This window comes from Parasedimentitalea denitrificans (genome assembly GCF_011813015.1).
In the GTDB taxonomy this organism is placed as follows: domain Bacteria; phylum Pseudomonadota; class Alphaproteobacteria; order Rhodobacterales; family Rhodobacteraceae; genus Parasedimentitalea; species Parasedimentitalea denitrificans.
In genome coordinates this window covers 23,864-49,029 of sequence record NZ_QHLQ01000022.1, presented here as the reverse complement: position 1 = coordinate 49,029, position 25,166 = coordinate 23,864, and the positions used below count along the sequence as shown (strand labels likewise).

Sequence of the window (25,166 nt, the reverse complement as noted above, 5' to 3'; positions counted from 1 at the left end):
CCCCAATACCCTCGAATCTGCTTGACCTTTGGGGTTCACCTCTGTTGAACCACACCCTGTAATTCCATATACAAGGTTGCAGTCCCAAATGGACGATCAGAACAAGAATCTAATACTCGCAACCGTGCTCAGCTTCCTGGTGATCCTCGGCTGGTATACGTTTTTCCCACCGCCAGAGCCCTCACCCCAGGTTGAGCCTACGGTGACCGAAACTGCGGCCACAGGTGACACCGCCTTGGCGCCAATCGCCAGCGGCGATGCCACATCGGCAGCCCAGCCAGAAGAAGTCGAAGCCCCCCAAGCGCCGCGTGTCTCCATCGACACACCCCGCGTTTCCGGCAGCATTTCGCTGCAGGGCGGTCGGATCGACGATCTCGCGCTCAAGGACTACCGTGTCTCGCTGGATGACGATGCAGAAATCGTCAAAATGCTGTCACCCGTCGGTGAAGAAAACGCCTACTACGCTTTGTACGGATGGGCCCCAAGCGCCGGTCTGACCATCGCGGATGTTCCCGGTGCCAACACAATCTGGTCTGCCCCGGCTGATGCCACGCTGACACCGGACACTCCGGTCACCCTGACATGGGACAACGGCAACGGCCTGATCTTTAGCCGCACCATTTCGGTTGATGAGGACTATATGTTCGACATCACCCAGTCAGTACAAAACAGCAGCGGTAACGCAGTATCTTTGGCCCCTTACGGCACCCTTGCCCGTCATGGCCTGCCGTCAGACCTGAAGAACTTCTTCATTCTGCACGAAGGTGTCGTTGGCATGGCCGACGGCGAGCTGGACGAGACCAAATACGGCAACATGGAAGACTATGAAGTCGATCCCCGTGATGGTTCTTACACAAACGTCACTGAAGTCACACAAGACGGTTGGATCGGCTTTACCGATCACTTCTGGATGTCGACACTGATACCAGACGCTGGCCAGGCCTTCCGCTCGGTTGCCAAGTTCGACGAAAACCGCGGCATCTACCAGACCAACGCAGTTCTGCCGACAATGACGGTCGCCGCAGGTCAGTCCGCCGAGGTGACAACCCGTCTGTTCGCCGGTGCCAAGGAATGGGCAACAATTGGTGACTACGAGAAAGCCGGCGTATCCGGGTTTATCGACAGCATCGACTGGGGCTGGTTCTTCTTCCTGACCAAGCCGATCTTCTGGTTGCTGCACAACCTGAACCAACTGATTGGCAACATGGGCTGGTCGATCATCGCACTAACCTTGATCATCAAGGCAATCCTGTTCCCTCTGGCCTATAAATCCTACGTTTCGATGGCCAAGATGAAGGAACTGCAGCCGCAGATGGAAGAGCTGAAGAAAAAGGCTGGCGACGACCGTCAGGCTATTCAGAAGGGTATGATGGAGCTGTACAAAAAGGAAAAGGTAAACCCCGCTGCGGGCTGTCTGCCGATCCTGTTACAGATCCCGATCTTCTTCTCGCTGTACAAGGTGATCTTTGTCACAATCGAACTGCGTCATGCCGCATTCTTTGGTCCCTTCCAGGATCTGAGTGCGCCAGACCCAACCTCGATCATGAACCTGTTTGGTCTCCTGCCTTGGGGCGGCCCCGAAGCGGGAACCATGGTAGCACTGGTCTTCATCGGTATTCTGCCGCTGCTGCTTGGTATTTCGATGTTCCTGCAGCAAAAGCTGAACCCGGCACCGACAGATCCAACACAGCAGATGATCTTTGCCTGGATGCCATGGGTATTCATGTTCATGCTGGGTGGTTTTGCGTCGGGTCTGGTTGTGTACTGGATCGCCAACAACACGATCACATTCACGCAGCAGTACCTGATCATGCGCAGTCAGGGCTACACCCCTGACATCTTCGGCAACATTAAGTCGGGCTTCAAACGCACGCCAAAGACGGACAAAAAATGACGCACGAAGTTGCACAAATATGGCGGCACCCGATCAAAGCGATCGGGGCCGAACCACTAACAGAGGTCCGCCTGAATGCAGGCGGGCCTTTGCCGTTGGACCGTGCCTGGGCCTTGCTCACAGGTACGTCGACAGACACCGGCGGGTGGCAGCATTGCCGTAATTTTGCGCGTGGCTGTTATGGTCCTGAACTGATGGGTGTCACAGCCACGACCAACGGTAAGTTGATCACGCTGAAGCACCCTAAACAGGATGCGATCACGATCAATCCAGAAACCGACAGCGCCAAGCTGGTGGACTGGATCAACGCAATCTATCCGGCCGAGCGCTCAGCTCCGCATACACTGATCAAGTCGCCCGATGGCGGCATGGCAGATGTTGAAACCTCGGCCATCTCCATCATGTCTCTCAGCTCGCTCAATGCGCTGGGTGAAAAACTCGGTCAAACACTTGACCCGCGCCGTTTCCGCGGCAACCTCTGGATTGATGGCAATACGCCATTCGAAGAGTTCGACTGGATTGACCGCGAGCTGAAAATTGGCGATGTGCGCCTGAAAGTGATCGACCGGATCACGCGCTGCCGCGCCACCGAGGCCAACCCGGATACTGGTGAACGCGACGCAAACACGCTCAAGGCCCTGCGTGAACATTGGGGCCACACCGATTTCGGCATTCTTGCCGTGGTCCAAAATGATGGCGATGTTGCCGTTGGCGACACGTTTGAGGTGCTCTGATGCAAATTCAATTTACCCTGGCCGAAACGCCCGATGACTTCACAGCCGAAAAAGGCCGCAAGATGTTTGCGAGCGAGTCCGAGTTTGTCAAAGGTGTGGTGGCGATGTCTGGCCTGCCGCCTGCTGACCGGATGGAGGTCTGCTTTGCCGGGCGGTCCAACGTGGGCAAGTCCAGCCTGATCAACGCGCTGACCGGCACCAAGGGTCTGGCACGCGCGTCCAACACACCGGGCCGTACGCAGGAAATCAACTATTTCACCCAGGGCCCTGACCACTATCTGGTCGACCTTCCCGGCTATGGCTATGCCAATGCGCCGCTGCCTGTCGTGGAAAAATGGCAGCGCTTGCTGAAACAGTACCTGTCCGGTCGCCAGACCCTACGCCGGGCCTTTGTATTGATCGATGGTCGCCATGGGGTAAAACCGGTGGACGAAGAAATCATGTCGCTGCTCGACAGCTCGGCGGTGACCTTTCAGTGCGTGCTGACCAAAATGGACAAGGTCAAAGACAAGGACCGTGACGCCATGCTGAACCAAGTGCGCAGCAAGCTGGCCAACCACCCGGCCGCCTATCCTGAAATGGTGATGACCTCATCTGAAAAGGGCGACGGCATTGCCACCCTGCGTTCCATTATCGTTGGGCTTGTCTAACCAGTGAAGCGAATGCTGTCCTATCTAGTGCTGCTGGCGATCATGCTGGCCGGGTTGATCCCGGCGGGCTGGATGCCTGCGAGCGGGTCTGACGGCAAAGTTCTTCTGGTGATCTGTACCACTGACGGCACGCAGGAACAGTGGGTTGATCTAGGTGGTGATACCGCGCCTGCAGAACAGATGGATGACCGTAGTTGTCCGTTTACGGCGCTGACAACCGCAGCTCTGATCCCGGACAATATTCCAGCCCTGCCCGTTACCTCTCTGCTCAGCGACCGCTGGGCAGACGAACCCTTCACCCATTACACCGCCGGTTTCCACTGGCGCTATGATGCCCGCGGCCCGCCCGCTCTCTCCTGACTTTCTGAACATTCCAATACCTTTTTGTCCGGCGTCCATGGCGTCCGGCATCTGTTCCGATATGGAGAGACTACCCAATGGCAATCGACAGCCAAACCACGGGCCCTGCCCGCTCGCTATCCGAGAAACTCTACTTCGCCGTCTGGCGCTGGCATTTCTATGCTGGGCTATATGTTATCCCGTTCCTAATCATGCTGGCCGTAACCGGTATCATGATGATGCTGATCACCCAGTTTGACGGCCGTGACGGTGAGACGATCGCAATTGATCAGGGTGAAACAGCACTCAGCATCACCCAACTGTCCGAAGCTGCGCTGGTCGAGGTTCCTGGCACCGTCAGCGAATGGATCGGCCCCAAAGCCCCCGATCTGGCCACCGTCATCCGCATCAAGACCGAGGCCGGTCAGCGCCTTGTCGCTGTGAACCAATACACTGGTGATGTCATCAGCACCTGGGATCGTCGCGCCGGGTGGTACGACTTTGCTGACAACATCCACTCGACCTTATTGATCGGCGACACAGGCGACCGGTTGATCGAAATCGCTGCTGGCCTTGGCCTCGTTCTGGTTCTGACCGGGCTGTACATGTGGTGGCCACGCGGTGGCGACACCAGCGTGCTGGTCCCTAACCTAAAGGCCCGTGGTCGCGCCCTGTGGAAGAACCTGCACGCCGTTGTTGGCTTTTGGATTTCTCTGTTGCTGGTCACCTTCCTGATCTCCGGCCTGTCTTGGGCTGGCATTTGGGGCGGCAAGTTTGTGCAACCCTGGTCCAGCTTCCCGGCTGAAAAGTGGGACAATGTTCCGCTGTCAGACAGTATCCACGCCAGCATGAACCACGGCGCAACCAACGATGTGCCCTGGGCGCTGGAGTTAACACCAATGCCCGCCTCAGGCTCTGACGCTGGCCTGACTGGCATTCCGGGTGATACCGCCGTCAACATCGACAGCGTCGTCATCCTGGGCCGTATGCTGGGAATGGAGGGCCGGTTCCGCGTGGCCTATCCCAGTGGTGAAGACGGTGTCTGGACCATCAACCGTGACAGCATGAGCGGCGACAGCGATGATCCGTTTGTGGACCGCACCATTCACATCGATCAGCACACCGGTAAAATTCTGGCCGATGTGAACTATGAGGACTACTCGTGGATGGGCAAAGCCATGGCGGTCAGCATTCCGCTGCACATGGGCCTGATGGGCACCTGGAGCTTTGTGCTGAACCTGCTGTTCTGCCTGATGGTCATCTTTGTCTGTGTGTCAGGTGTGGTGATGTGGGTGAAACGTCGTCCTGCTGGTGCCGGTCGTCTTGCCGCCCCGCCTGCCCCTGCGGACATGCCGCTATGGAAAGGTGCAGCGTTGATCTGCTTGCTGACATCATTGGCGGTGCCTTTGCTGGGGTTGACCCTGCTGGCCGTGCTTGCCTTTGACGTGTTGATACTTGGCACGATCCCAATGGTGAAACGCGTGCTGTCTTAAATCCCCGAACGGGCCTCGGAATAAGCTCCGGGGCCCAGTCAAATTAAAGTCCGCGCCTGACCTTGGGGAGGTGCAAAGCGCCTTCCCGGGGGGAAGGTCAGGCGCGGACTGGCTTTCAGGCTGTCCCAAAATCAAACGTGCTGGGCGCCGTTCACCTCAATCTCGGCCCCCGAGATGTAGGAACTGTCCTTCGAACACAGGAAGAAGATCGCAGCCGCGACTTCCTCAGGCTGACCCAGACGCTGCATCGGCAGCTTCCTGACAATCTTGTCCGTACCCGGTGATAGAATCGCCGTTTCCACCTCTCCCGGTGCGATCGCATTGACCCGCACACCCAAGGGGCCAAAGTCGTGCGCCATCTCACGCGTCAGCGCCGCCAGAGCGGCCTTGGACGTGGCATAGGCGGCGCCAGCAAAGGGATGCACCCGGCTGCCCGCAATGGACGTCACATTGACGACTGATCCTTTGGCGGCCGCCAGCTCATCCTTCAGCCCGCGTGCCAACACCACCGAGGCAAAGAAGTTGACGTGGAACACCTTCCCCCAGTCCATCAGGTCGGTGTCCAGCGTGCTCAGACGCTCGCCATTGGGGCCCTTGGGGGAAATGCCGGCATTGTTCACCAGCGCATCCAGAGGCCCGTCCAGCAGCTCCTGAATCGCGCCTACCGCATTGATGGTGCCTGCAGGGTCCCCCAGATCGACTTCAATGTGGTTTTCCTGCCCGCCACCCCAGGGGCATTCCACAGGAAATGGATTACGCGAGCAGGTGATGACCCGCCAGCCTTCGCTGTTAAAGCGGCGCACGGTGGCATGACCGATCCCGCGGCTGGCCCCTGTCAGCAGCAATGTCTTTTGGCGCATTTGCCGGTCCTCAGCTTTGAAAGTCGTGCCAACCCTAACACCGCAGTCCCCAGCCGCAACGCAACACTTGGCACAGAAGCCAGAACCGCGTAACGATGCGCTCAAAGGGACGCCATATATGAAGAAACAAGATATGAACCGCGATTGGATTGCCACCGCCGCCACACTCTCCAGCGCACTGCCGTACCTTCAGCGGTATGACGGCGCCATTGTCGTGATCAAACTGGGCGGTCACGCCATGGGCAGCGACGAGGCGATGGATACCTTTGCTCGTGATGTCGTGCTGCTGCGTCAGGTTGGGGTAAACCCGGTCATCGTCCACGGTGGCGGCCCGATGATCAACGCCATGCTGGACAAGCTGGAAATCAAATCCGAGTTTGTGAACGGCAAGCGTGTCACCGACAAGGCCACTATGAACGTGGTGGAAATGGTTCTGTCCGGCGTGGTCAACAAGCGCATCGTGCAGGCGATCAACCGCCAGGGTGGAATGGGTGTTGGCCTGTCCGGTAAAGATGCCAACCTGATCACCTGCGACCAAACCAATCCTGACCTCGGCTTTGTAGGTACACCTGCCGACATGGACCCGTCAGTGCTGCATCACCTTTTTGAAAAAGACATGATCCCGGTGATCGCGCCAATTGGTTCGGGTCGCGATGGCGAGACGTTCAACATCAACGGCGATACCGCCGCCGGGGCCATTGCTTCGGCGCTTGCAGCTGACCGGTTGCTGCTGTTGACGGATGTTGCCGGAGTCAAAAACGGCGACGGCGAAGTCGTGACAGAGCTAAAGGCGACCGACGTCGAGGACATGACCCGCAGCGGTGTGATTGCAGGCGGCATGATCCCCAAGACCGAAACCGCACTGCAAGCGGTACGCAATGGCGTGCGCGCCTGTACTATTGTTGACGGCCGGGTGCAGAACTCGGTCCTGCTCGAGCTGTTCACACTGCATGGCGCCGGGTCGATGATCCGCCCTGACTAAACCGGTTCGGCGGGTGAAAATCCCGCCATCCGTCGGTTTTTGACAACAACGTGTTCCTAACACGCTTGCGTTTCGCATTCACATGCGCATTTCTGAATGCATGGAAAACGAAACCACCCTTCGCCTTAGCATTTTCCTCGGCCTGTTTGCCCTATTTGCCTGCGCCGAGCACCTGGCCCCCCGTCGCCCCCGACAACAACCACGCAAGGGGCGATGGCTGACCAACCTGTTGATCACCTGCCTCAACACGCTGACCCTGCACACCATGGCCATTGGCCTACCACTGCTGGCCGTTGGCGCGGCACTGAACGCTCAGGCCAATGGGATCGGATTGTTTAACGCGACCAGCCTGCCAGTGGCGCTTGAATTCGTGTTGGCGATCCTCATCCTCGATCTGGCGATCTGGCTGCAACACCTGATCACTCACAAGCTTCCAATACTTTGGCGATTGCACCGGGTGCACCACGCCGACCGCGATATGGACGTCACCACTGCGGTGCGGTTTCACCCGGTGGAAATTGCCCTGTCCATGCTGCTCAAGATCGGCCTTGTCTACGCGCTCGGGCCCTCTGCCATGGCTGTGGTGTTGTTTGAGATCTTGCTGAACGGAACCGCATTGTTCAACCATTCCAATTTGCGCCTGCCACTATCCATTGATCGCACCCTGCGGTGGGTTCTGGTCACGCCAGACATGCACCGCGTGCACCACTCGACCCTTCGTTCTGAGCATGACAGCAACTATGGCTTTGCCCTGTCGATCTGGGACCGTCTGTTTGGAACCTATATCGCGCAGCCCTCCAAGGGACACCAGCAGATGACCGTCGGCCTGATATGGCAGGATGACCGCCCTGCCCGGTTGGGCTGGAGCCTACTGCTGCCGTTCAAACGCCAATGACTTTTGAGCAACTGGATACAGCCGTTCAAGCTGAGGGGTTGGAAATCCACGGCAGCCTTCACCCGCGCCGTAGTCCCGCTGCCAACCTGACGGACGGTACACTGATCCTGCTTGGCACTGCCGGGTCGTTCTGGTCGACGTTCACAGCCTCGGCTGAGTATCTCGATGCTGAGCCGGATCCCGTAGACCGCTGGTCCCTTCGGGTAGTCGAAAAACTGGCAAAGCGATTCGCCGCGACACCCTATTTTCCCTTCGGCGGGCCACCTTTTGCCCCCTTTATCAACTGGGCACTAGCCTCTGGCCGGGCCTTTACCTCGCCTTCGCAGATGCTCGTGCACGATAAAGTGGGGCTTATGATCTCTTTTCGTGGTGCCCTGCATTTCGACGACGAATTCGACATTCCGCCCCCTATTCTGCCCCAATCTCCTTGCAAAACATGCATCCAAAAATCATGTCTAACCGCTTGCCCTGTCGCTGCTTTTACTGATGGCGGCCCCTACGACCTGCAGGCCTGCCACAGTCATCTGGACAGCCCAGAAGGCGCTGACTGTATGGCGCAGGGCTGCAGGGCAAGGCGCGCTTGTCCGCTCAGTTTGGGAGCAAGTCGAGATTTTTCGCAAAATTCGCATCATATGAGCTATTTTCACTCCATATGACCTGCACATTGATTCTGACCCGCCACGCCAAATCCGCTTGGGACAGTACTGCGCCCAGCGACCATGCACGCCCTCTGACAAGCCGGGGCCGCCACGCAGCCACTGCGCTGGGTGATTGGTTACGACGACAAGGTCATGTCCCTGATCAGGTGATATCTTCACCCTCACAGCGCACCCGTGAAACCTATGAGCGGATGCAGCTCTCTGCTCCGGCCGTTTTTGTGGAACGGCTTTATCAGGCCCATGCCAATATCATTTTCCAGGTTCTCAAAGAGGCGGAGCGGCCCTGCACCATGATCTTGGGCCACAACCCAAGCGTCGGCTCCTTTGCTATGGAAATGACCCGAAATGCCCCTGACCACCCACGGTTCTACAACTACCCCACTGGCAGTACGCTGATACTGGAATTCGACATTCCCAAGTGGAGCAAGCTGGAACGAGGGACAGGAAAATTGGTGGATTTTGTTGTACCAGGCGAGCTGGAGGCAGCCTAACCCCGTTTCTCTGAGTCTTGAATAACTTTGCTTCCTTCTGCTAAGCTGTCGATGACAGTCCTGGAGATTTTATGTCCCGTTGAAGTTGGGGCCAACATTGGCCCCTTTGCTACTTATCAAAACATCACCCGCCATGTTCCGGCAGGTGACTTGCTAAGTGTGCCACATCAAAATTTCACGACATTTTGCCCTTATGGCAATCTCTAAAGGACACTCTGACAATGATCAGACCCTACCATTCCAACGACAAATCCGCTGTGCTTTCAATCTGGCGAGAATCCAGCAGTCAGGCCCATCCGTTTCTGACTTCCGATCAATTGGATCAAGCTGCGGCAATGATCCGTGATCATTTTCTGGACATGGCTGAAACCCACATCGCTGAGCAAAACGGCCAACCCATTGGCTTTATCTCACTGATCGAAAACCAAGTTGGCGGCCTATTCCTTAGGCCCAGTCATCAAGGCAAGCGCATCGGCAAAGCACTGATGGACAAAGCTGTTGAGATTAAGGGCAATCTTTGCCTGGAAGTCTTCACAGACAACCAAATCGGTCGGAACTTCTACAAAAGCTACGGCTTTATAGAGGGGGCCGAAAAGGTAGATCCGTTCTTTGGCCACAAGGTCTTGGAACTGAGCTTTACGCCTAGCTAACACGAACAAAAAAGGCCCCCGGTTTCCCGGGGGCCTATCTGTCTTTTAGTAACGGCTATTTAGTGACCCAGGATCTGGCTCAGGAACAGCTGCGTACGTTCGCTTTGCGGGTTGTTGAAGAACTCTTCTGGTTCGTTCTGTTCCACAATCTGACCCGCATCCATAAAGATCACGCGGTTCGCCACCTGACGGGCAAAGCCCATCTCGTGGGTCACGCAGAGCATGGTCATGCCCTCTTCGGCCAGCTCGATCATGGTGTCGAGCACCTCTTTGATCATCTCCGGATCCAGCGCCGATGTTGGTTCATCAAACAGCATGATACGCGGCTTCATGCACAGCGAACGGGCAATCGCCACACGCTGCTGCTGACCACCAGATAGCTGACCGGGGAATTTCAGAGCCTGATCCGGAATTTTAACCTTTTCCAGGAAGTGCATTGCCACTTCTTCCGCTTCTTTCTTGGGTGTTTTACGCACCCAGATCGGAGCCAAAGTCAGGTTATCCAAAATGGACAGATGCGGGAACAGGTTGAAGTGCTGGAAGCACATGCCAACTTCGCGACGGATTTTGTCAACGTTCTTGAGGTCAGATGACAACAGGGTGCCATCGACTTCGATGCTGCCCTGCTGATGCTCCTCAAGGGCGTTGATGCAGCGGATCAGAGTCGATTTACCCGAGCCCGATGGTCCACAGATAACAATCCGCTCGCCACGGTTAACGGTCAGGTTGATATCCCGCAGCACATGGAACGAACCATACCACTTGTTCATGTTCTGAATAGTGATCGCGACTTCGTCGAGCACCTGCAGTTTTGATTGTTCAGCCATAGTCCGGCCCCCTTATCGGTGATCTGTCGCAAGACGGCGTTCCAGCCACTGCGAATATTGTGAGATGCCGTAACACACGACAAAGAAGAGAAGTGCGGCGAAACCAAAGAGTTCCCAATAGACGCCATTCCAGTCGGTAGACGCCAGAATAGGACCACGGATCATGCCCACCAGATCGAACATCGAAATGACCGACACCAGCGTGGTATCTTTGAACAGGCCAACAGCAACGTTCACGATGCCAGGAATGGAGATCTTCAGCGCCTGAGGCAGAATGATAAGCCGCATACTTTGCGCATAGTCCAACCCAAGAGAGTCAGCCGCCTCGTACTGGCCTTTCGGCAATGCTGCCAAACCACCACGGACCACCTCGGCAATATAGGCCGCCGAGAACAATGTGATCATGATCACCACACGCAGAAACAGATCAACTGTTGCTTCGGGCGGGAAGAAATATGCCAACATGACACTGGCTACAAACAGCAAAGTGATCAGTGGAACGCCACGGATGAACTCGATGAAGACAACGCAGATGTATTTGATCAGCGGCATGTCCGACTGACGTCCAAGCGCCAATGCAATGCCAATGGGCACCGACAAGGACACACAGGTTACACCCAGCATCATGTTCAGCATGAAGCCGCCCAAATCGCGAGATGGCACCGAACGCATAGAGCCTTCTTCAATCATGCCGGTCGGCAATACAGCCCCGACCACCAACCAGACGACAAAAGCCGCAGCGATTCCGCTAAAGAAACCAAGGGCAAAGTTGCTAGCAACCAAGCGGCTGTAGACCAGATAACCCACGGCAACACCAATGAGCGCAGTAATTGGCGTACCAATCTCTCCGCCCCAGATCAGCCAGAAAGCGATAAATGGGTAAAGGCCAGTAAAGATCAGCAGCTTGCGCGGCAGGTCGAAGAACAATACCGGAGCGGCTGCAAAGAAAAACAGCACAAAGGCAATTGTTGGCCGCCAGTAGAGATCTACCGGATATTTGAACCCAAACAGCAATTGGTTCCACCGTTCGGTCAAGACGGCAAAACAAGCGCCTGACTTACCGTCAAGAATTTCGCGACACGCCGATAGGCTAGGCGAATCCCAAATCCCATTCAGAACCCAAGGCATTGTGCCGCTCAGGATCATGTAGATCACATAGAGCGCAACAATGGTCAGAACACTGTTTGCAGGAGTTGAAAACAGGTTGTCGCGCGCCCACTTTACCGGACCAGACGCCGTATAGGGCGGTGGCATAGATGGCACTTCTTCGGTGCGCACGAAGGCAACTGAGTTATTTGTCTGATCAGACATGCTCACCGCTCCTTCAACTTAATTGCATTGTTGTAGACGTTGATCACAGCGGAGATGCTCAGCGAGATGACGAGATAGAACAACATCAGCAATAGAACACATTCGATGGCACGACCGGTCTGGTTCAGGGTGATCCCGCCCAGTGTGGCCGTTACGTCGGCATAGCCCACCAAAATCGCCAAAGACGAGTTTTTGGTAATGTTCAGGTAGTTCGAGATCAGTGGCGGAATGATAACCCGCAGTGCCTGAGGCAGTACAACGAGGCTCATGATCCGACCGGAACGCAGGCCCAAAGCTGCAGCAGCTTCAGTTTGGCCTTTGGACACAGCCTGAATACCTGCACGCACGTTTTCAGCAATGAAAGCACCGGTATAAATGGACAGGGCAAACCAGATCGCAATCAGTGGCCCACCAATTTTGATGCCGCCTTTGAAATTGAAGCCTTTAAGCTCTGGATATTCCAAGCCAATTGGCATCCCCATGATGAAGAACATCAGGATTGTTGGCAAAAAGAAGATCGCCAGGCTTGGCAGAAATGTTGGAAGCATCCGGCCGGTGTCATACAGCAGCTTGGTCGCGTAACGGCGGTACCCAATGACGCCCACGATGGACAGCAAGAAGGTGACAACCACAACCATCGACCCAGCGCCCCAAACGGGAGCGGGCAGGTAAATACCGCGGTTTGTAAATGCAAAGGCATCAAACAGCATGCTGGCCGTGGCTTCATCGCCCCGGAATGCGCGCGGCCCGGGAAGAACCGCGGTCATGATCGTAAAGATGATCACAATCCAGATCAGCACCGGAATATTGCGGAATAGTTCAACATAAACCGCCATCAGTTTGGAGACGATCCAGTTGTTGGACAGGCGTAGAACCCCAGCAAGAACCCCAAAGATCGTCGCCAGTGTACAGGCAAGGAACGCGACTAAAAGCGTGTTCAGAATACCTACAAACGCCGCCCGAAGGTTGGTGGATTGGCTGGTGTACTCAATCAATCTCTGATTGATGTCGTACCCAGCTGGAACGCCCAAGAACCCAAAATCAATGTTCAGTCCAAGTTTAGCTAGGTTCTTGGCAACATTGTTGCCTAGGTACCAGATCGCCAACGCCAAACAAATGGCCGCAATGGCCTGAAGCGTCAAAGATCGGTAGCGCGTGTCGCTCAACAGCATCGACAGCCGGAACGACCCCTGCGGCGGGTCGGTTATAGTGGTCATAATATAATGATCCCCGTGACTCCCTCGATCTTATCTGAGCAGGGTTTGTCCCCACTTCCTGTGATCGAGTTTGTATTGCAGATAGGAAAAGGGCGCAGGGGTTACCTGCGCCCTTGACCTTGCGGTTCTTAGCGGAACGGTGGCGAGTACAGCAGGCCGCCGTTTGTCCACTGTGCGTTCAGACCACGGGCCAGACCGATTGGTGTTTCTTCGCCGATGTTCTTGGCAAAGACTTCACCGTAGTTGCCGCCAGCCATGATGGCGTTCTTGCCCCAGTCAGCCGACAGACCCAGCATCTCGCCCAGAGTACCTTCGGTACCCAGCAGACGGTTGATTTCTGGGTTGTCTGTGCCAGCGGACATCTCAGCGATGTTTGCCGAAGTCACACCCAGCTCTTCAGCTGTAACCATTGCGTTCAGAGTCCAGCGAACAACATCGCCCCACTCGTTGTCGCCGTGGCGTACCAATGGGCCCAGAGGCTCCTTGGAGATGATTTCTGGCAGCAGAACGTGGTCAGCTGGTGCTTCGAAAGTCGCACGAGTAGCAGCCAGGCCAGATGCGTCTGTGGTGTACACGTCGCAAGCGCCAGCCAGGTACTGCTGCTGAGCTTCAGCATTGGTTTCGATTGGAACCGGCTCGTAGCTGATGTTGTTCGAACGGAAGAAGTCCGCCAGGTTCAGCTCGGTTGTTGTACCAGTTTGGATACAAACAGTAGCGCCGTCCAGTTCTTTAGCCGAGGAAACACCCAGGTCCTTTGGAACCATGAAGCCCTGACCATCGTAGTAGTTCACACCAACAAAGGTGAACTTCAGGTCGACGTCACGAGAGAATGTCCATGTGGTGTTACGAGCCAGCATGTCGATCTCGCCAGAAGCCAGCGCTGTGAAGCGTGTCTTACCAGTTGTTGGAACGAACTCAACAGCGCTCGGGTCACCCAGAACGGCAGCAGCAACAGCACGGCAGATCGAAACGTCAAAGCCAGCCCATTCGCCGTTTGCGTCGGGAGCAGCAAAACCAACCAGACCGGTGGTTACGCCGCAGTTCAGTTTACCGCGGGCTTTGACGTCGTCAAGTGTACCAGCAGCGGCTACGCCAGCAGCCAGACCGGCTACAGTCAGTGCGCCTAAAAATACGGTTTTTTTCATTTTTACCTCTTCCTGATGGTTCCGCCCTTGTGGACGGTTTTTATCCGACACCAGCAATGCCGAAACTTTAAGTGAATTTGGATATCTTTCCAATTCGTTGCTTAGCTTGGGCTAATTCATCAACAAACGTCAAGTGCAGGTTCACGAAATTAGATGATCGAATAGTGAACTTTCAGAATTTCAATGATACCCGATGTCGCAAATCTGCGACTTTTCAATCGACTGCGTCGTCAAGAAAAATCGTAGAATTTCTTGGCATGAAGAAAGGCCTGACGTTTGATTTCGGCTTCGGCTTGCGCCTCGTCGTCTGGCCCCCACTGCTCTTCCTGCCATGTCTCATCCAAACGTGACAGCGTCCAGATTTCATCAGCACCGCGCCATCCGGCGGCTGCAGCAAAGCCCAGAATGAGTGAGCCCGACATGCTAACGAGATCGTGAAAGGCCGCCAATTGGAACGCTGATAGCGCTCGCACCCTAGCTTGTAGGCCTTTCAGGACCTCTGCATCCTGTCGTTGATGCTGGATGCCCTGTCGGGTTTGCAGTCTTGCGTTCAACTCTGACGCAGCCCAATCCAACGCCGGATCCCATTCGTCGCTCTGTCGCTGAACCAGTTCCACCGGGCTATCGGCCCGGTAACACAGCAAATCGGAATCGCCGTATTCGGCCAACATGTCGGCGACTTCGTTGTGCTGAAGCTGAACTTTATCCAGTGCCGCATTCGCAGAACGGGTAAATGGCATCGTATGCGGGTTAACCGCATCCTCTTGGGCCATCCATTCCGCGGCAATTGCCTCGGCCATGGCGCGAGTCGGTAGAATCAGTCCTGCTTTTGCCGGTGTTTTGACCTTTCGACCGTCCAATTCGACAGCGAATCGCCCTGCTGATTCGGTCACGGTAACCTGTTCCCAGAATCGCTTTTGCTTCCATGTGCTCATCGGTCAGGCCTTCCAAATTCTTTGTAACAAGGGTGCCAAATCGGCAAAACTATTGATGGTGTGATGCGCGTTCAACTGATCCACCGGATGGTACCCCCAGGGTACTGCGATCGTCGTGACACCAGCGGCGTGACCCATGTCGATATCATAGCTGGTATCGCCGATCATTACCGTGTGTTCAGGTGCAACTCCGGTTTCTACCATAGCCGTATGGATCATCGAAGGATGTGGTTTTGATGGGTGGTGGTCTGCTGACTGCCGGGTCACAAAACAGGTCAAATCATGGGATGCGATAACCGCATCCAGCCCGCGCTGTGATTTACCAGTGGCGACACCCAACAGATATTCAGGCACCGCATGCAGCGCCGATAGCATCTCAAGCGTGCCGGGATACAGTGGCGAGTGCGCCTTACCTGCCCCCTGCCGCGACACCATGTAAGAATTCTTGTAGCCCTCAACCAAAGCGCTCTGGGTCGCAGGGTCGGCGCCGGGAGACAGCTCTGCCATTGCCAGATCTAGCGACAGACCAACGATTGATAGGATCGCGTCACGCGACGGTGGCTCTAACCCCTGCCCGGCAAAGGCTTCGTACATGGCTCCGGTGATAGCCCCCTGGCTGTCCACCAGAGTGCCATCCATATCAAACAGAACCAGCCGCAGGTCTGCGCTCATTCCAGTTCCTCAAACGGATCCTCGGGCACATCCCTTGGATCCCATTGAAAATAGTCCCAAGTATCCTGCATGTGCTGTGGCAGCGGTGCGGTGATGTTCAGAACCGACTTGTTCACCGGATGCTCGATCCTGATGCTGCGCGCGTGCAGGTGCAGCTTTTTCGAGATCTCGTTGCCCAGTTGTGAGCCCCAGCCATCGCCGAGGTTTTCCTGGCTCGATCCGCCGTATTTGCCATCACCGACAATCGGATGTCCCAGCTCGCCCATGTGTGCACGCAACTGGTGGGTACGCCCTGTGACCGGGCTTAGCGCCATCCAGGCCGCGCGTTTGCCGGCAGCCTCTAGCACAACATAGTCGGTGATCGCCTTTTTGGCGCCCGGAGTATCGTCGATATCGCGCGGGTGGATGTTGTACATCTTCTCGCCTTCGCCACCCGGGCCATGCCCGTGCGCTTTGACCAGCCCAGTTTTGATCATGCCAAGCTTGGGATGCGGAACCCCAGCAACCACCGACCAATAGATTTTCTGTGTCTCGCGATGGCGAAAGGCGGCGGTCAATGCCTTGGCCGACAGCCGGTCACGTGCCAGCAGCAAAACACCCGAGGTATCCTTGTCCAGCCGGTGCACCAGCTTGGGTTTTTCCTCATACCCAAATTTCAGCGCCTCGGCCAACCCGTCCACGTGGCGGCTTTGGCCGCTGCCACCCTGCACCGCCAAACCATGCGGTTTGTTCAGCGCGATCACATTATCGTCGCGGTAGATCACACAGGACTGGATCATCTTGATATCCGCATCCGAGATCCGGCGCTGAGTATCATTAGGCTGATGGTCAATCGCAGGCAGCGGCGGCACCCGCACGGTTTGCCCGGCCATGACGCGGGTCGAAGGTTTCACCCGGCCACTGTCGACCCGCAGATCGCCCTTGCGGCACATCTTTTCGATCCGCCCTTGGCTGACATGCGGGAACAACCGCCGCAGCCAACGATCCAACCTCTGATCCGTGTCGTCGTCTGCAACGATGATTTTCTGTACGCCGCTCATGCCAGCACCCCTTTTGCGGCCATCAGGCCTAGAAATAGTCCAGTCACTGACAAAATCACTGACATCGAAACATACAGCGCCGCGTATCCAAACGCACCGCGTTCCAACATGTTGACGGTTTCCAATGAAAACGCCGAAAACGTGGTGAACCCACCCAAGATCCCGGTCATCACAAACGGGCTAAGATGGGTCAGACCGCGTTGAGCAGCCAGGATCACAAAGGCCCCCATCAGGAACGATCCGACGACATTCACCGTCAACACCGCAACCGGAAACGGATGATGCCCCAGCAGGCGGATCATACCCAAACCCGCCAGATACCGGGCCGCCGCGCCGATTGCGCCCCCAAGGGCGACATATAGGACTGTATAAAACATTGGCGGTCTCTCGCGTGTGGGGACGTGGATGTCAAGTTTTCCCCGCCTTGCGCTGAACGCAGGGCTCATCACCCGGGGCCTACACCAGCCTTAACTGTTGCGCTGCGCCCGTAGCTTGGCGAAATAATCCACCCGCCGCTTCAACTCACGCTCGAACCCGCGTTCAACCGGCTGATACAGCACTGGGTGTTTCACCCCGTCTGGGAAATAGTTCTGCCCAGAAAACCCATCCTCGGCGTCATGATCATAGGCATAGCCTTCACCGTAGCCCTGCTCGGCCATCAGTTTGGTCGGAGCATTCATGATATGTTTCGGCGGTGGCGCGCTGCCAGTCTGCTTGGCCAACCTGCGCGCAGCCTTAATGCCCACATAGACAGCATTCGATTTTGGTGCCAAGGCCAGATAGACCGCTGCATTAGCCAGTGCCAATTCACCCTCTGGGCTGCCCAAGCGTTCGTAGGTTTGCCAGGCATTCAGACACACAGTGTTCGCCTGCGGATCCGCCAGACCAATATCCTCGGTCGACATCATGGTTAGACGACGGGCCAGAAACCGCGGGTCCTCTCCGCCTTCCAGCATCCGCCCCAACCAATACAACGCTGCATCGGGGTCTGACCCGCGGATAGATTTGTGCAGGGCTGAAATCAGGTTGTAATGCTCATCACCGGATTTATCGAATTTTGCCGCCCGCCGCATCAAACGGGTCGCCAGTGCGTCGCGGTTCAACGGCTTGTCCACCTTCCAGGCGGACACCTGTTCGATCAGGTTCAATAGCGCCCGACCATCGCCATCGGCCATCTCATGCAACGCATCCCGCGCTTCGGCATCCAACGGCAGGGCGCGATCCAACTCTTTCTCGGCCCGCTGGGTCATCAACTCCAACTCTACCAGCGACAAGCGCTCCAGCACCAGAACCTGCGACCGGCTAAGCACAGCGGCGTTCAGCTCAAAGCTGGGGTTTTCGGTAGTGGCCCCAACCAACAGGATGGTGCCGTCTTCCATATGCGGCAAAAACCCATCCTGCTGCGCTTTGTTAAAGCGGTGCACCTCGTCCACGAACAGCAGAGTCCCCTGCCCGTTCTGGCGCCGGATCTTAGCGGCCTCGAACACCTTCTTCAGGTCAGCCACACCAGAAAAAATCGCACTGATCTGCACAAAGTGGAGATCAGTCTCATCTGCAAGCAAACGAGCGATGGTGGTTTTACCAACGCCGGGCGGCCCCCAGAAGATCAGTGAAGACAACGACCCAGACGCCAGCATGACACCCAATGGCGCCTCAGGCCCCAAGACCTGAGACTGACCAATAACCTGTGCCAGTGTCTGCGGCCGCAACCGATCTGCCAAAGGCCGGTTACGTTGCGGTTGCTCTGATGGCTCAGCGCCGCTGTCGAACAAGTCAGCCATGGTTACAACCGGAACCTCACGTTCAGCTGCTGCCCACCGCGCAGTAGCTTCATTTTCACCTGACGTCTTGAACTGGACAAAAACTTGGGAACGTCGACAGTATTGACCACTTCTTTGCCATTTATCTCTTGCACCACATCCCCCTGGCGCAGACCAAGGCGCGCGCCATAACGGCCAGGATTGGTGATCACCACCCCTTCCGCGCTAAGCGGCAGGTCCAACCGGCGGATCATCTCCGGATTGATGCGGACCACTATCAGGCCCTCCAAAACCGATTTCTCATTCAACTGAACAGGATCCGCCGATGGCGTGTTAGGGGCCGCCATCATCTTCACTGCCAGATCAGCTGCCTCAGTCCCGCGTAAACGAGTGATCTGAGCACTACCACCCATACCAGCAACCGTCATACGAAACACCATCTCGGATGGTGAATTGACAACCTGACCGTCGACGGCAGATATCACATCACCAACCTTAAACCCAACCTTGGCAAAGGGACTGGCTGGGTGAAGGTCTGAGATCACCATACCCACGGGACGGTCCATCCCCATCGAGGCCGCCATATCCGCATCAACCGGTTGCCCCGTCATGCCTGCCCAGGGTCGCTGGAACGCTTCGATTCCATTCTCTGCCTGATGCACAAATTCGCGCACCAGATTAGCCGGGATGGAAAAACCAATCCCGTTCGATCCGCCAGATCTGCTTAGAATGCGAGTATTGATACCAATCAGATCGCCATTCACATCAATCAGCGCCCCGCCCGAGTTACCGGGATTAATCGCCGCATCAGTCTGCAAGTAATAGCCAAACCCCTGCCCCGTTCCGGCGCCTGTCCGGGCTAGACCGGATATGATACCGCTGCTTACGGTTTGCCCAACACCAAAAGGGTTACCAATGGCTAGGGCCAGCTCACCAACCTCGACCTCATCGCTGTTACGCAGTTCCAAAAACGGCAGATCGGCAGCGTCGTCCAGCTGAAGGATAGCCAGATCACTGGCCTTATCTGCCAAAACAACACGGGCATTATATTCACGCCGGTCGGTGGTCACCACACGGATATCCGTGGCCATGCCAACCACGTGGTAGTTCGACACAACGATACCATCGTCCGACAGGATCACCCCCGACCCAAGTGAGTTCTGCACCCGCGGTTGTGGGTCGGCAAACCCGCGAAAGAATTCATCAAAGAACGGGTCCTTAGAAAAGGATGTGCGCTGCGGTGCCTGAGTAATAATCTTGGCATAGATATTTACCACCGCTGGCGCGGCCTCTTTGACCAGCGGCGCAAAACCAAGGCTGATTTCAGCCTGAGACGTCGGCACGCGGGTTTCAGCCGCCAGCGGGTTTGCTGCGACAACAGTAAGGGCAATAAGGGCTGCGCGGATCATTTTGGCTCCAACTTAACGTGTCCCTAGGATATGCGGGGGGCATCGGCCAAATGCAAGCGCAGCCCGATCAAAAGGAAGACAAGGGCGCTGCCCCTCTTGGCCAAAGGCCAATTCACCCCGGAGTAGTTTTTTGCAAAAAGAAACCCGGAAAGTAGATCCTCCAGCGGCTTCATCTGGCCCTAAATATCCCCGCCGGAGGCAGCGCCCATCGGGCGCATTACAAGCCATCAACAAAAAGGCCTCCGATCAGGATCAAACGAGGGCTTGTCGCAGCTGCCGGCAAATCGCCCAAAACCTATCTTCTACAGATATATCTTGAACCCAGCGCTACTCCGCGCAACCATAAGCCTAGTTGGTAGGGGGTTCACAGTGAAACAGATAGTCAATCCATTGGTCGTCGCGGCATTTATTGCTAGCTCACCAGCACATGCTCAGGACTGGAGCTATTCAGCTGCGCTGTACCTATATGCAGCTGAGACCGAAACAAGCATCGGCGATCGGAGTGCAACACTCAGCTTTACAGACGCTTTGGAAAATCTGGATAGCACATTCATGGGGACCTTCACCGCCGAGAACGGTCAATGGGGCTTTGCTCTCGATTACATGATGACCGACATCGGTTTTGACACCGCGACACCCGGCCCGGCCTATAGCGGGCTAAGCACATCTATCAAAACGCGGATCCTGACAGGGTATCTCTCATACCGGCTCCACGAGACGCAAACAGTCACTACTGACCTGCTGGCGGGCGCACGCTGGTACGATACCAATACCACCATGACGTTACAGGCAGGCACCCTGCCCACCAACAGTCGCACCACTGCGGACGATTGGATCGATCCTGTGATAGGTCTGCGCTCGAGGTTCAGCCTGAATGATAAATGGTCTGGGACAGTTGTTGCCGATGTTGGCGGCTGGGAGGACCGCGAAACCTGGCAGGTGCTTTTGACCGCAGACTACGCCTTTAGTGACAAATGGGTTGGGCGGTTTGGGCTTCGACACATCAGCGTCAGTAACGATGGCAGTACAAACAATTACGAATTCAAACAGACTGGCCCGATACTCGGCATGACCTACCATTTCTAGACCGACGACCTCCGCAACTAGGGGACTACGATGCAAACAGTGCACACAGAACGTCAACGTGACTATTGCGGCCCGGTTACAAACACAGATATTTGGGACAGTTTTCAGCTGCGACCCAACGACGTGATTGTATGCACGCCGCCGAAATGCGGTACGACATGGACATTGAACATCGTAATGATGCTGATCTACGGCGTCGTCGTTCCAGATGCAGGTAACCGAGATGACGCACCTTGGCTCGATTGTGGGTTTCGCGACAGACAGGCGATCGCAAAGAAACAAGCAAGCCTGACGCGGCGGCGCTGCATCAAAAGCCATACTCCAATGGACGGCATCGCATACGGTGCGGAGCCTACCTACATCGTTGTGTATCGTCACCCAGTGGATGCCCACTTCTCGTTTCGAAGTCATGTTGCAAATATGAAAGACCCCGGTCGCTTGGCAGAACAGTTTCCCGAGGATATCCGAGAAGGCTTCAACCGGTTTCTCGATGCTCCATCGACTGATGCGGGTACAGATGATCTAAGCTTGGCTTCCATCGCCCATCACTACCACCAAGCCAAATCGCGCCAAGACCAAGGGAACGTACATTTCGTTCACTATGCAGACCTGAGCAGCGACCTACATGGCCAGATATCGCGACTTGCCAAAATTTTGAAAATTGATCTGTCAGCGAAAACCCTCGATGCGCTAACCGAGGCAAACACCTTTGCCAGCATGCGCAAAGTTATCGAAACCAGCGAAAGGCGATTTGATGAAGATTCACCCTTTGTGGATCAGGCCAAGTTCTTTGCATCAGGTACATCCAACAAGTGGGAGGGCCGTCTTAATGACGATGATCTCAGACGGTATTCAGAGCGCTGCGCTGAGTTGCTGACACCCGAGGATGCCAGATGGCTAAATTGGGGTTCGACAAGAACTTGACTGCCATCTAACAAAAAAGCCCCCGTTCCGGTTGGAACGAGGGCCTTTGACGCTTGGGATCTATGATCCGAAGGTCTTATTCTTCAGCGGCAACTTCTTCTGCTGCAACGCGTGCTTTGTCAGCTGCGCCTTTGGCATCGCGGTCGCGGTCAACGAATTCGATGATCGCCATTGGAGCCATGTCGCCATAACGGAAGCCAGCTTTCAGGACGCGGACATAGCCACCCTGACGGTCTTTGTAGCGTGGGCCCAGGATGTCGAACAGTTTTGCAACGTACTGCTCTTCTTTCAGCTTGGCCGAAGCCTGACGACGGGCGTGAATGTCGCCGCGTTTTGCCAGTGTGATCATCTTTTCGATGATTGGGCGCAGTTCTTTTGCTTTTGGCAGAGTTGTTTTGATCTGCTCGTGCTCGATGAGCGAGCCAGCCATGTTAGCAAACAGAGCTTTACGGTGCTCATGTGTACGGTTCAGGCGGCGGTAACCACGTGCGTGACGCATTTTCGTATTCCTTCGTTACGTTTTGCTTTGTCTGGCAGCCGATGCGGGTCAGCCACTCTCCTTGGGGCGTTGGTGCCCAGATTTCCCCACCACTGTGGGCATTTCGGAGAGGGCTTTACGCCCTCTCCAATCTTTTGACCAGTCCTATTAGAACGAGTCTTCGAACTTTTTCGCCAGATCTTCGATGTTGTCCGGTGGCCAGTCCTCAACGTCCATGCCGAGATGCAGACCCATGCCCGAAAGCACTTCCTTGATCTCGTTAAGCGACTTGCGGCCAAAGTTTGGCGTGCGCAGCATTTCGGCTTCGGTTTTCTGGATCAGATCGCCGATGTAAACGATGTTGTCGTTCTTGAGGCAATTTGCCGAACGAACAGACAGTTCCAGCTCGTCCACTTTCTTCAACAGAAGCGGGTTGAACTCGAGACCATCGTCTTCGTCTGCGCGAGAAGCAGACTCAGGCTCATCAAAGTTCACGAAGATCGACAGTTGGTCCTGCAGGATACGCGCAGCAAAAGCCACAGCGTCGTCCGGCGTGATCGAACCGTCGGTGTCGATTTTCATGGTCAGTTTGTCATAGTCCAGAACCTGACCTTCGCGGGTCGGCTGAACGTCATACGAAACCTTTTTGACCGGCGAGTAGATCGCGTCGATCGGGATCAGGCCGATAGGAGCATCTTCCGGCTTGTTCTTTTCAGCCGAAACATAACCATTACCAGTGTTCACAGTCAGTTCCATGAACAGGTCAGCGCCGTCATCCAAGTGACAGATCACGTGATCACGGTTCAGGATTTCGATGCCTGCGGACTCAGAAATGTCGCCAGCAGTAACAACGGCTGGGCCTTTTGCATTGATCGAAAGACGCTTAGGGCCTTCGACTTCCATGCGCAGGCAAACACCTTTGAGGTTCAGGATGATGTCGGTAACGTCTTCACGTACACCAGCAACGCTCGAGAACTCGTGCAGGACGTTATCGATCTGGACGGATGTGATGGCGGCGCCTTGCAGCGAGCTCATCAAAATGCGACGCAGCGCGTTGCCCAGGGTCAGACCAAAGCCACGTTCCAGCGGCTCAGCGACAACTGTCGCCTGGCGTGCTGGGTCGTTGCCCGGCTTAACTTCAAGCTGTGTCGGCTTGATCAGTTCTGCCCAATTCTTATGGATCATGCGTTCCCTCCATTCCTGCCTGTACCCCATGTCCGATAGGTTCAGGCGCCCGAGGTTTCTAATGACAAACTGGGGCCCATGTAAAACACAGGACCCCAGCGGTAATTTAGTGTCGCTTAGACGCGGCGGCGCTTAGGCGGACGGCAGCCGTTGTGTGCCATCGGAGTTACATCACGGATCGATGTGATGTTAAGGCCGATGGCAGCCAAAGCGCGCAGTGCGGATTCACGTCCACCACCTGGGCCCTGAACTTCGACTTCCAGAGTTTTAACACCGTGGTCCTGAGCTTTTTTGCCTGCATCTTCTGCAGCCAGCTGAGCAGCGTACGGTGTGGATTTCCGCGAACCTTTGAAGCCCATTGTACCAGCAGACGACCATGAAATGGCGTTGCCCTGTACATCCGAGATAAGGATCTTGGTGTTGTTGAATGAGCTGTTAACGTGAGCAACGCCGGAGGCGATGTTCTTGCGCTCTTTTTTCTTCGTACGAGTCTTATCGCGTGCCATTGATCAAACCCTCCCTTACTTCTTCTTACCAGCAATAGCCCGTGCAGGGCCCTTGCGTGTACGAGCGTTAGTGTGAGTACGCTGACCGCGTACGGGGAGGTTGCGACGGTGACGCAGACCACGGTAACAACCCAGATCCATCAAACGTTTGATGTTCATGGTTGTTTCGCGGCGAAGGTCGCCTTCGACTTCGACGTTGGCGTCGATGTGCTCGCGGATTTTCAGAACTTCGGCGTCGGACAGTTCGTTTACACGACGAGTCATTTCGATGCCTACGGCTTCGCAAATGGCTTCAGCCGTGGTTGTACCGATTCCGGTGATATAGGTAAGGGCGATTGGAACCCGCTTTGCAGTCGGGATGTTTACGCCGGCAATACGTGCCACGTTATACGTTCCTTTTGTTGCGATTCCGTAGCTCCGGAATCTTTTTTCACAACACTTGACCCTGGCATTGAAACCGATTGGCCCAGTATTTTCGAGGTATCTGTGGAAATAGGCAAAGCCCACCCACAGGAATTGATTCCCTAAAGGGATGGGGTTGGGTATGAGGTATTTTACAGATCGTCAACCCACGTTTTGATTGACATCAAAGTTCGGTGCTAGCGCAACCAATCCGAGAAGGTCAGTCCGTGCAAGAATAGAACCGCGTCGGTTCCTGTGATCCATCAAACATCGTTATCACACCCGGCTCTTCCTCTGTCATTACGAAAGTAAACAAAGTGGGGGTGTAGAACGGGCCCGGCTCTTGGCAATGCCCCATATGGGTTGTGGCCAGCCACCCGTCCCAATGAAACTGTAGATCAGGTTGGAATTCGCAAAAATATTCGAGCGAGCTGAAACCAGATTCATTCAGGATCAGTCCGCCATTGCCCGCAAAATCCAGATCCCCGTATTCCTGTTCCAACAGATGACATGAATTTGGGTCATTCAGGAAAATCCGCTCGGCAGAGGCTGGAACAGCTAGGCAGACAGATGCAAGGGCAAGAAAGTTGCGAAAGTTCATTGAGTGAATTCCTAAAACAAA

The 25,166-nt window shown here is 55.5% G+C and carries 28 protein-coding genes; 12 read left to right on the top strand and 16 right to left on the bottom strand.

Translation table 11 applies throughout. The features are described 5' to 3' along the window. Positions 1-88 precede the first annotated feature (88 nt). The 5 genes from yidC to DL239_RS17825 all read left to right on the top strand — a co-directional run bounded on the left by yidC (position 89) and on the right by DL239_RS17825 (position 5,110). Complete coding sequence (gene yidC / locus DL239_RS17845) at positions 89-1,894, top strand: membrane protein insertase YidC (protein WP_167685461.1); 1,806 nt, start codon at positions 89-91, stop codon at positions 1,892-1,894. Beyond that, positions 1,891-2,628, top strand: a complete 738-nt coding sequence (locus DL239_RS17840) for an MOSC domain-containing protein (protein ID WP_167685460.1) — start codon at positions 1,891-1,893, stop codon at positions 2,626-2,628. The genes yidC and DL239_RS17840 overlap by 4 nt, the downstream gene beginning before the upstream one ends. Beyond that, positions 2,628-3,278, top strand: a complete 651-nt coding sequence (gene yihA / locus DL239_RS17835) for a ribosome biogenesis GTP-binding protein YihA/YsxC (protein ID WP_167685459.1) — start codon at positions 2,628-2,630, stop codon at positions 3,276-3,278. The genes DL239_RS17840 and yihA overlap by 1 nt, the downstream gene beginning before the upstream one ends. Positions 3,279-3,290: 12 nt before the next feature. After that, entirely contained in the window at positions 3,291-3,638 is a 348-nt protein-coding gene (locus DL239_RS17830; protein ID WP_206188514.1) for a DUF2946 family protein, read from the top strand. Between the two features lie 77 nt (positions 3,639-3,715). After that, positions 3,716-5,110, top strand: a complete 1,395-nt coding sequence (locus DL239_RS17825; protein WP_167685458.1) for a PepSY-associated TM helix domain-containing protein — start codon at positions 3,716-3,718, stop codon at positions 5,108-5,110. Between the two features lie 131 nt (positions 5,111-5,241). Here the strand turns inward: DL239_RS17825 and DL239_RS17820 are convergent, their stop codons facing one another. Further along, positions 5,242-5,970, bottom strand: coding sequence for an SDR family NAD(P)-dependent oxidoreductase (locus DL239_RS17820; protein ID WP_167685457.1), 729 nt, complete (start codon positions 5,968-5,970; stop codon positions 5,242-5,244). Between the two features lie 118 nt (positions 5,971-6,088). On the opposite strand from DL239_RS17820, the gene argB reads away from it, so the two are divergent. The 5 genes from argB (at position 6,089) to DL239_RS17795 (ending at position 9,647) form a co-directional block, all read left to right on the top strand. Further along, complete coding sequence (argB, locus tag DL239_RS17815) at positions 6,089-6,952, top strand: acetylglutamate kinase (protein ID WP_167685456.1); 864 nt, start codon at positions 6,089-6,091, stop codon at positions 6,950-6,952. Between the two features lie 100 nt (positions 6,953-7,052). Beyond that, positions 7,053-7,847, top strand: a complete 795-nt coding sequence (locus DL239_RS17810) for a sterol desaturase family protein (protein ID WP_167685455.1) — start codon at positions 7,053-7,055, stop codon at positions 7,845-7,847. After that, on the top strand, positions 7,844-8,503 hold the full coding sequence (locus DL239_RS17805; protein ID WP_167685454.1) for a ferredoxin: 660 nt from the start codon (positions 7,844-7,846) through the stop codon (positions 8,501-8,503). The genes DL239_RS17810 and DL239_RS17805 overlap by 4 nt, the downstream gene beginning before the upstream one ends. After that, positions 8,500-8,997, top strand: coding sequence for a SixA phosphatase family protein (locus DL239_RS17800; RefSeq protein WP_167685453.1), 498 nt, complete (start codon positions 8,500-8,502; stop codon positions 8,995-8,997). Before DL239_RS17805 ends, DL239_RS17800 begins: the two co-directional genes overlap by 4 nt. A 221-nt stretch (positions 8,998-9,218) precedes the next feature. Next, positions 9,219-9,647: a GNAT family N-acetyltransferase gene (locus DL239_RS17795; RefSeq protein ID WP_167685452.1), complete on the top strand. Its 429-nt coding sequence runs from the start codon at positions 9,219-9,221 to the stop codon at positions 9,645-9,647. A gap of 59 nt (positions 9,648-9,706) precedes the next feature. Here the strand turns inward: DL239_RS17795 and DL239_RS17790 are convergent, their stop codons facing one another. From DL239_RS17790 to DL239_RS17745, 10 genes are all read right to left on the bottom strand, one after another. Beyond that, positions 9,707-10,474, bottom strand: a complete 768-nt coding sequence (locus DL239_RS17790) for an amino acid ABC transporter ATP-binding protein (RefSeq protein WP_167685451.1) — start codon at positions 10,472-10,474, stop codon at positions 9,707-9,709. A gap of 12 nt (positions 10,475-10,486) precedes the next feature. Beyond that, positions 10,487-11,785, bottom strand: coding sequence for an amino acid ABC transporter permease (locus tag DL239_RS17785; protein WP_167685450.1), 1,299 nt, complete (start codon positions 11,783-11,785; stop codon positions 10,487-10,489). A gap of 2 nt (positions 11,786-11,787) precedes the next feature. Beyond that, the gene (locus DL239_RS17780; RefSeq protein ID WP_167685449.1) at positions 11,788-13,002 is read right to left on the bottom strand and encodes an amino acid ABC transporter permease; all 1,215 of its coding nucleotides are present in this window, start codon (positions 13,000-13,002) and stop codon (positions 11,788-11,790) included. A 128-nt stretch (positions 13,003-13,130) separates the two neighbouring features. Then, the gene (locus DL239_RS17775; RefSeq protein WP_167685448.1) at positions 13,131-14,147 is read right to left on the bottom strand and encodes an amino acid ABC transporter substrate-binding protein; all 1,017 of its coding nucleotides are present in this window, start codon (positions 14,145-14,147) and stop codon (positions 13,131-13,133) included. Between the two features lie 230 nt (positions 14,148-14,377). Then, positions 14,378-15,082, bottom strand: coding sequence for an ATP12 family chaperone protein (locus DL239_RS17770; RefSeq protein ID WP_167685447.1), 705 nt, complete (start codon positions 15,080-15,082; stop codon positions 14,378-14,380). 3 nt (positions 15,083-15,085) lie between these two features. After that, a complete protein-coding gene (locus tag DL239_RS17765) occupies positions 15,086-15,754 on the bottom strand; it encodes an HAD-IA family hydrolase (RefSeq protein WP_167685446.1) in 669 nt (222 codons plus the stop codon). Further along, positions 15,751-16,794 carry an RluA family pseudouridine synthase gene (locus DL239_RS17760; RefSeq protein ID WP_167685445.1) on the bottom strand — a complete coding sequence of 348 codons (1,044 nt, stop codon included), beginning with the start codon at positions 16,792-16,794 and terminating at the stop codon, positions 15,751-15,753. The genes DL239_RS17765 and DL239_RS17760 overlap by 4 nt, the downstream gene beginning before the upstream one ends. Then, a complete protein-coding gene (gene crcB, locus DL239_RS17755; RefSeq protein WP_167685444.1) occupies positions 16,791-17,171 on the bottom strand; it encodes a fluoride efflux transporter CrcB in 381 nt (126 codons plus the stop codon). Before crcB ends, DL239_RS17760 begins: the two co-directional genes overlap by 4 nt. Positions 17,172-17,261: 90 nt before the next feature. Then, positions 17,262-18,575, bottom strand: a complete 1,314-nt coding sequence (locus DL239_RS17750) for a replication-associated recombination protein A (protein ID WP_167685443.1) — start codon at positions 18,573-18,575, stop codon at positions 17,262-17,264. Between the two features lie 2 nt (positions 18,576-18,577). Further along, positions 18,578-19,963 carry a trypsin-like peptidase domain-containing protein gene (locus tag DL239_RS17745; protein ID WP_167685442.1) on the bottom strand — a complete coding sequence of 462 codons (1,386 nt, stop codon included), beginning with the start codon at positions 19,961-19,963 and terminating at the stop codon, positions 18,578-18,580. Between the two features lie 369 nt (positions 19,964-20,332). On the opposite strand from DL239_RS17745, the gene DL239_RS17740 reads away from it, so the two are divergent. Further along, positions 20,333-21,049 carry a porin family protein gene (locus DL239_RS17740; protein ID WP_369410587.1) on the top strand — a complete coding sequence of 239 codons (717 nt, stop codon included), beginning with the start codon at positions 20,333-20,335 and terminating at the stop codon, positions 21,047-21,049. Between the two features lie 30 nt (positions 21,050-21,079). Beyond that, complete coding sequence (locus tag DL239_RS17735) at positions 21,080-21,973, top strand: sulfotransferase domain-containing protein (RefSeq protein ID WP_167685441.1); 894 nt, start codon at positions 21,080-21,082, stop codon at positions 21,971-21,973. Positions 21,974-22,049: 76 nt separating this feature from the next. On the opposite strand, the gene rplQ is transcribed toward DL239_RS17735, so the two are convergent. The 5 genes from rplQ to DL239_RS17710 all read right to left on the bottom strand — a co-directional run bounded on the left by rplQ (position 22,050) and on the right by DL239_RS17710 (position 25,145). Further along, the gene (gene rplQ, locus DL239_RS17730) at positions 22,050-22,472 is read right to left on the bottom strand and encodes a 50S ribosomal protein L17 (protein WP_167685440.1); all 423 of its coding nucleotides are present in this window, start codon (positions 22,470-22,472) and stop codon (positions 22,050-22,052) included. A 147-nt stretch (positions 22,473-22,619) separates the two neighbouring features. Next, on the bottom strand, positions 22,620-23,636 hold the full coding sequence (locus DL239_RS17725; protein ID WP_167685439.1) for a DNA-directed RNA polymerase subunit alpha: 1,017 nt from the start codon (positions 23,634-23,636) through the stop codon (positions 22,620-22,622). Positions 23,637-23,752: 116 nt separating this feature from the next. Continuing rightward, positions 23,753-24,142, bottom strand: a complete 390-nt coding sequence (gene rpsK / locus DL239_RS17720; RefSeq protein ID WP_167685438.1) for a 30S ribosomal protein S11 — start codon at positions 24,140-24,142, stop codon at positions 23,753-23,755. 15 nt (positions 24,143-24,157) lie between these two features. Continuing rightward, a complete protein-coding gene (gene rpsM / locus DL239_RS17715) occupies positions 24,158-24,526 on the bottom strand; it encodes a 30S ribosomal protein S13 (protein WP_167685437.1) in 369 nt (122 codons plus the stop codon). Between the two features lie 238 nt (positions 24,527-24,764). Then, complete coding sequence (locus DL239_RS17710) at positions 24,765-25,145, bottom strand: hypothetical protein (protein WP_167685436.1); 381 nt, start codon at positions 25,143-25,145, stop codon at positions 24,765-24,767. Positions 25,146-25,166: the final 21 nt, after the last annotated feature.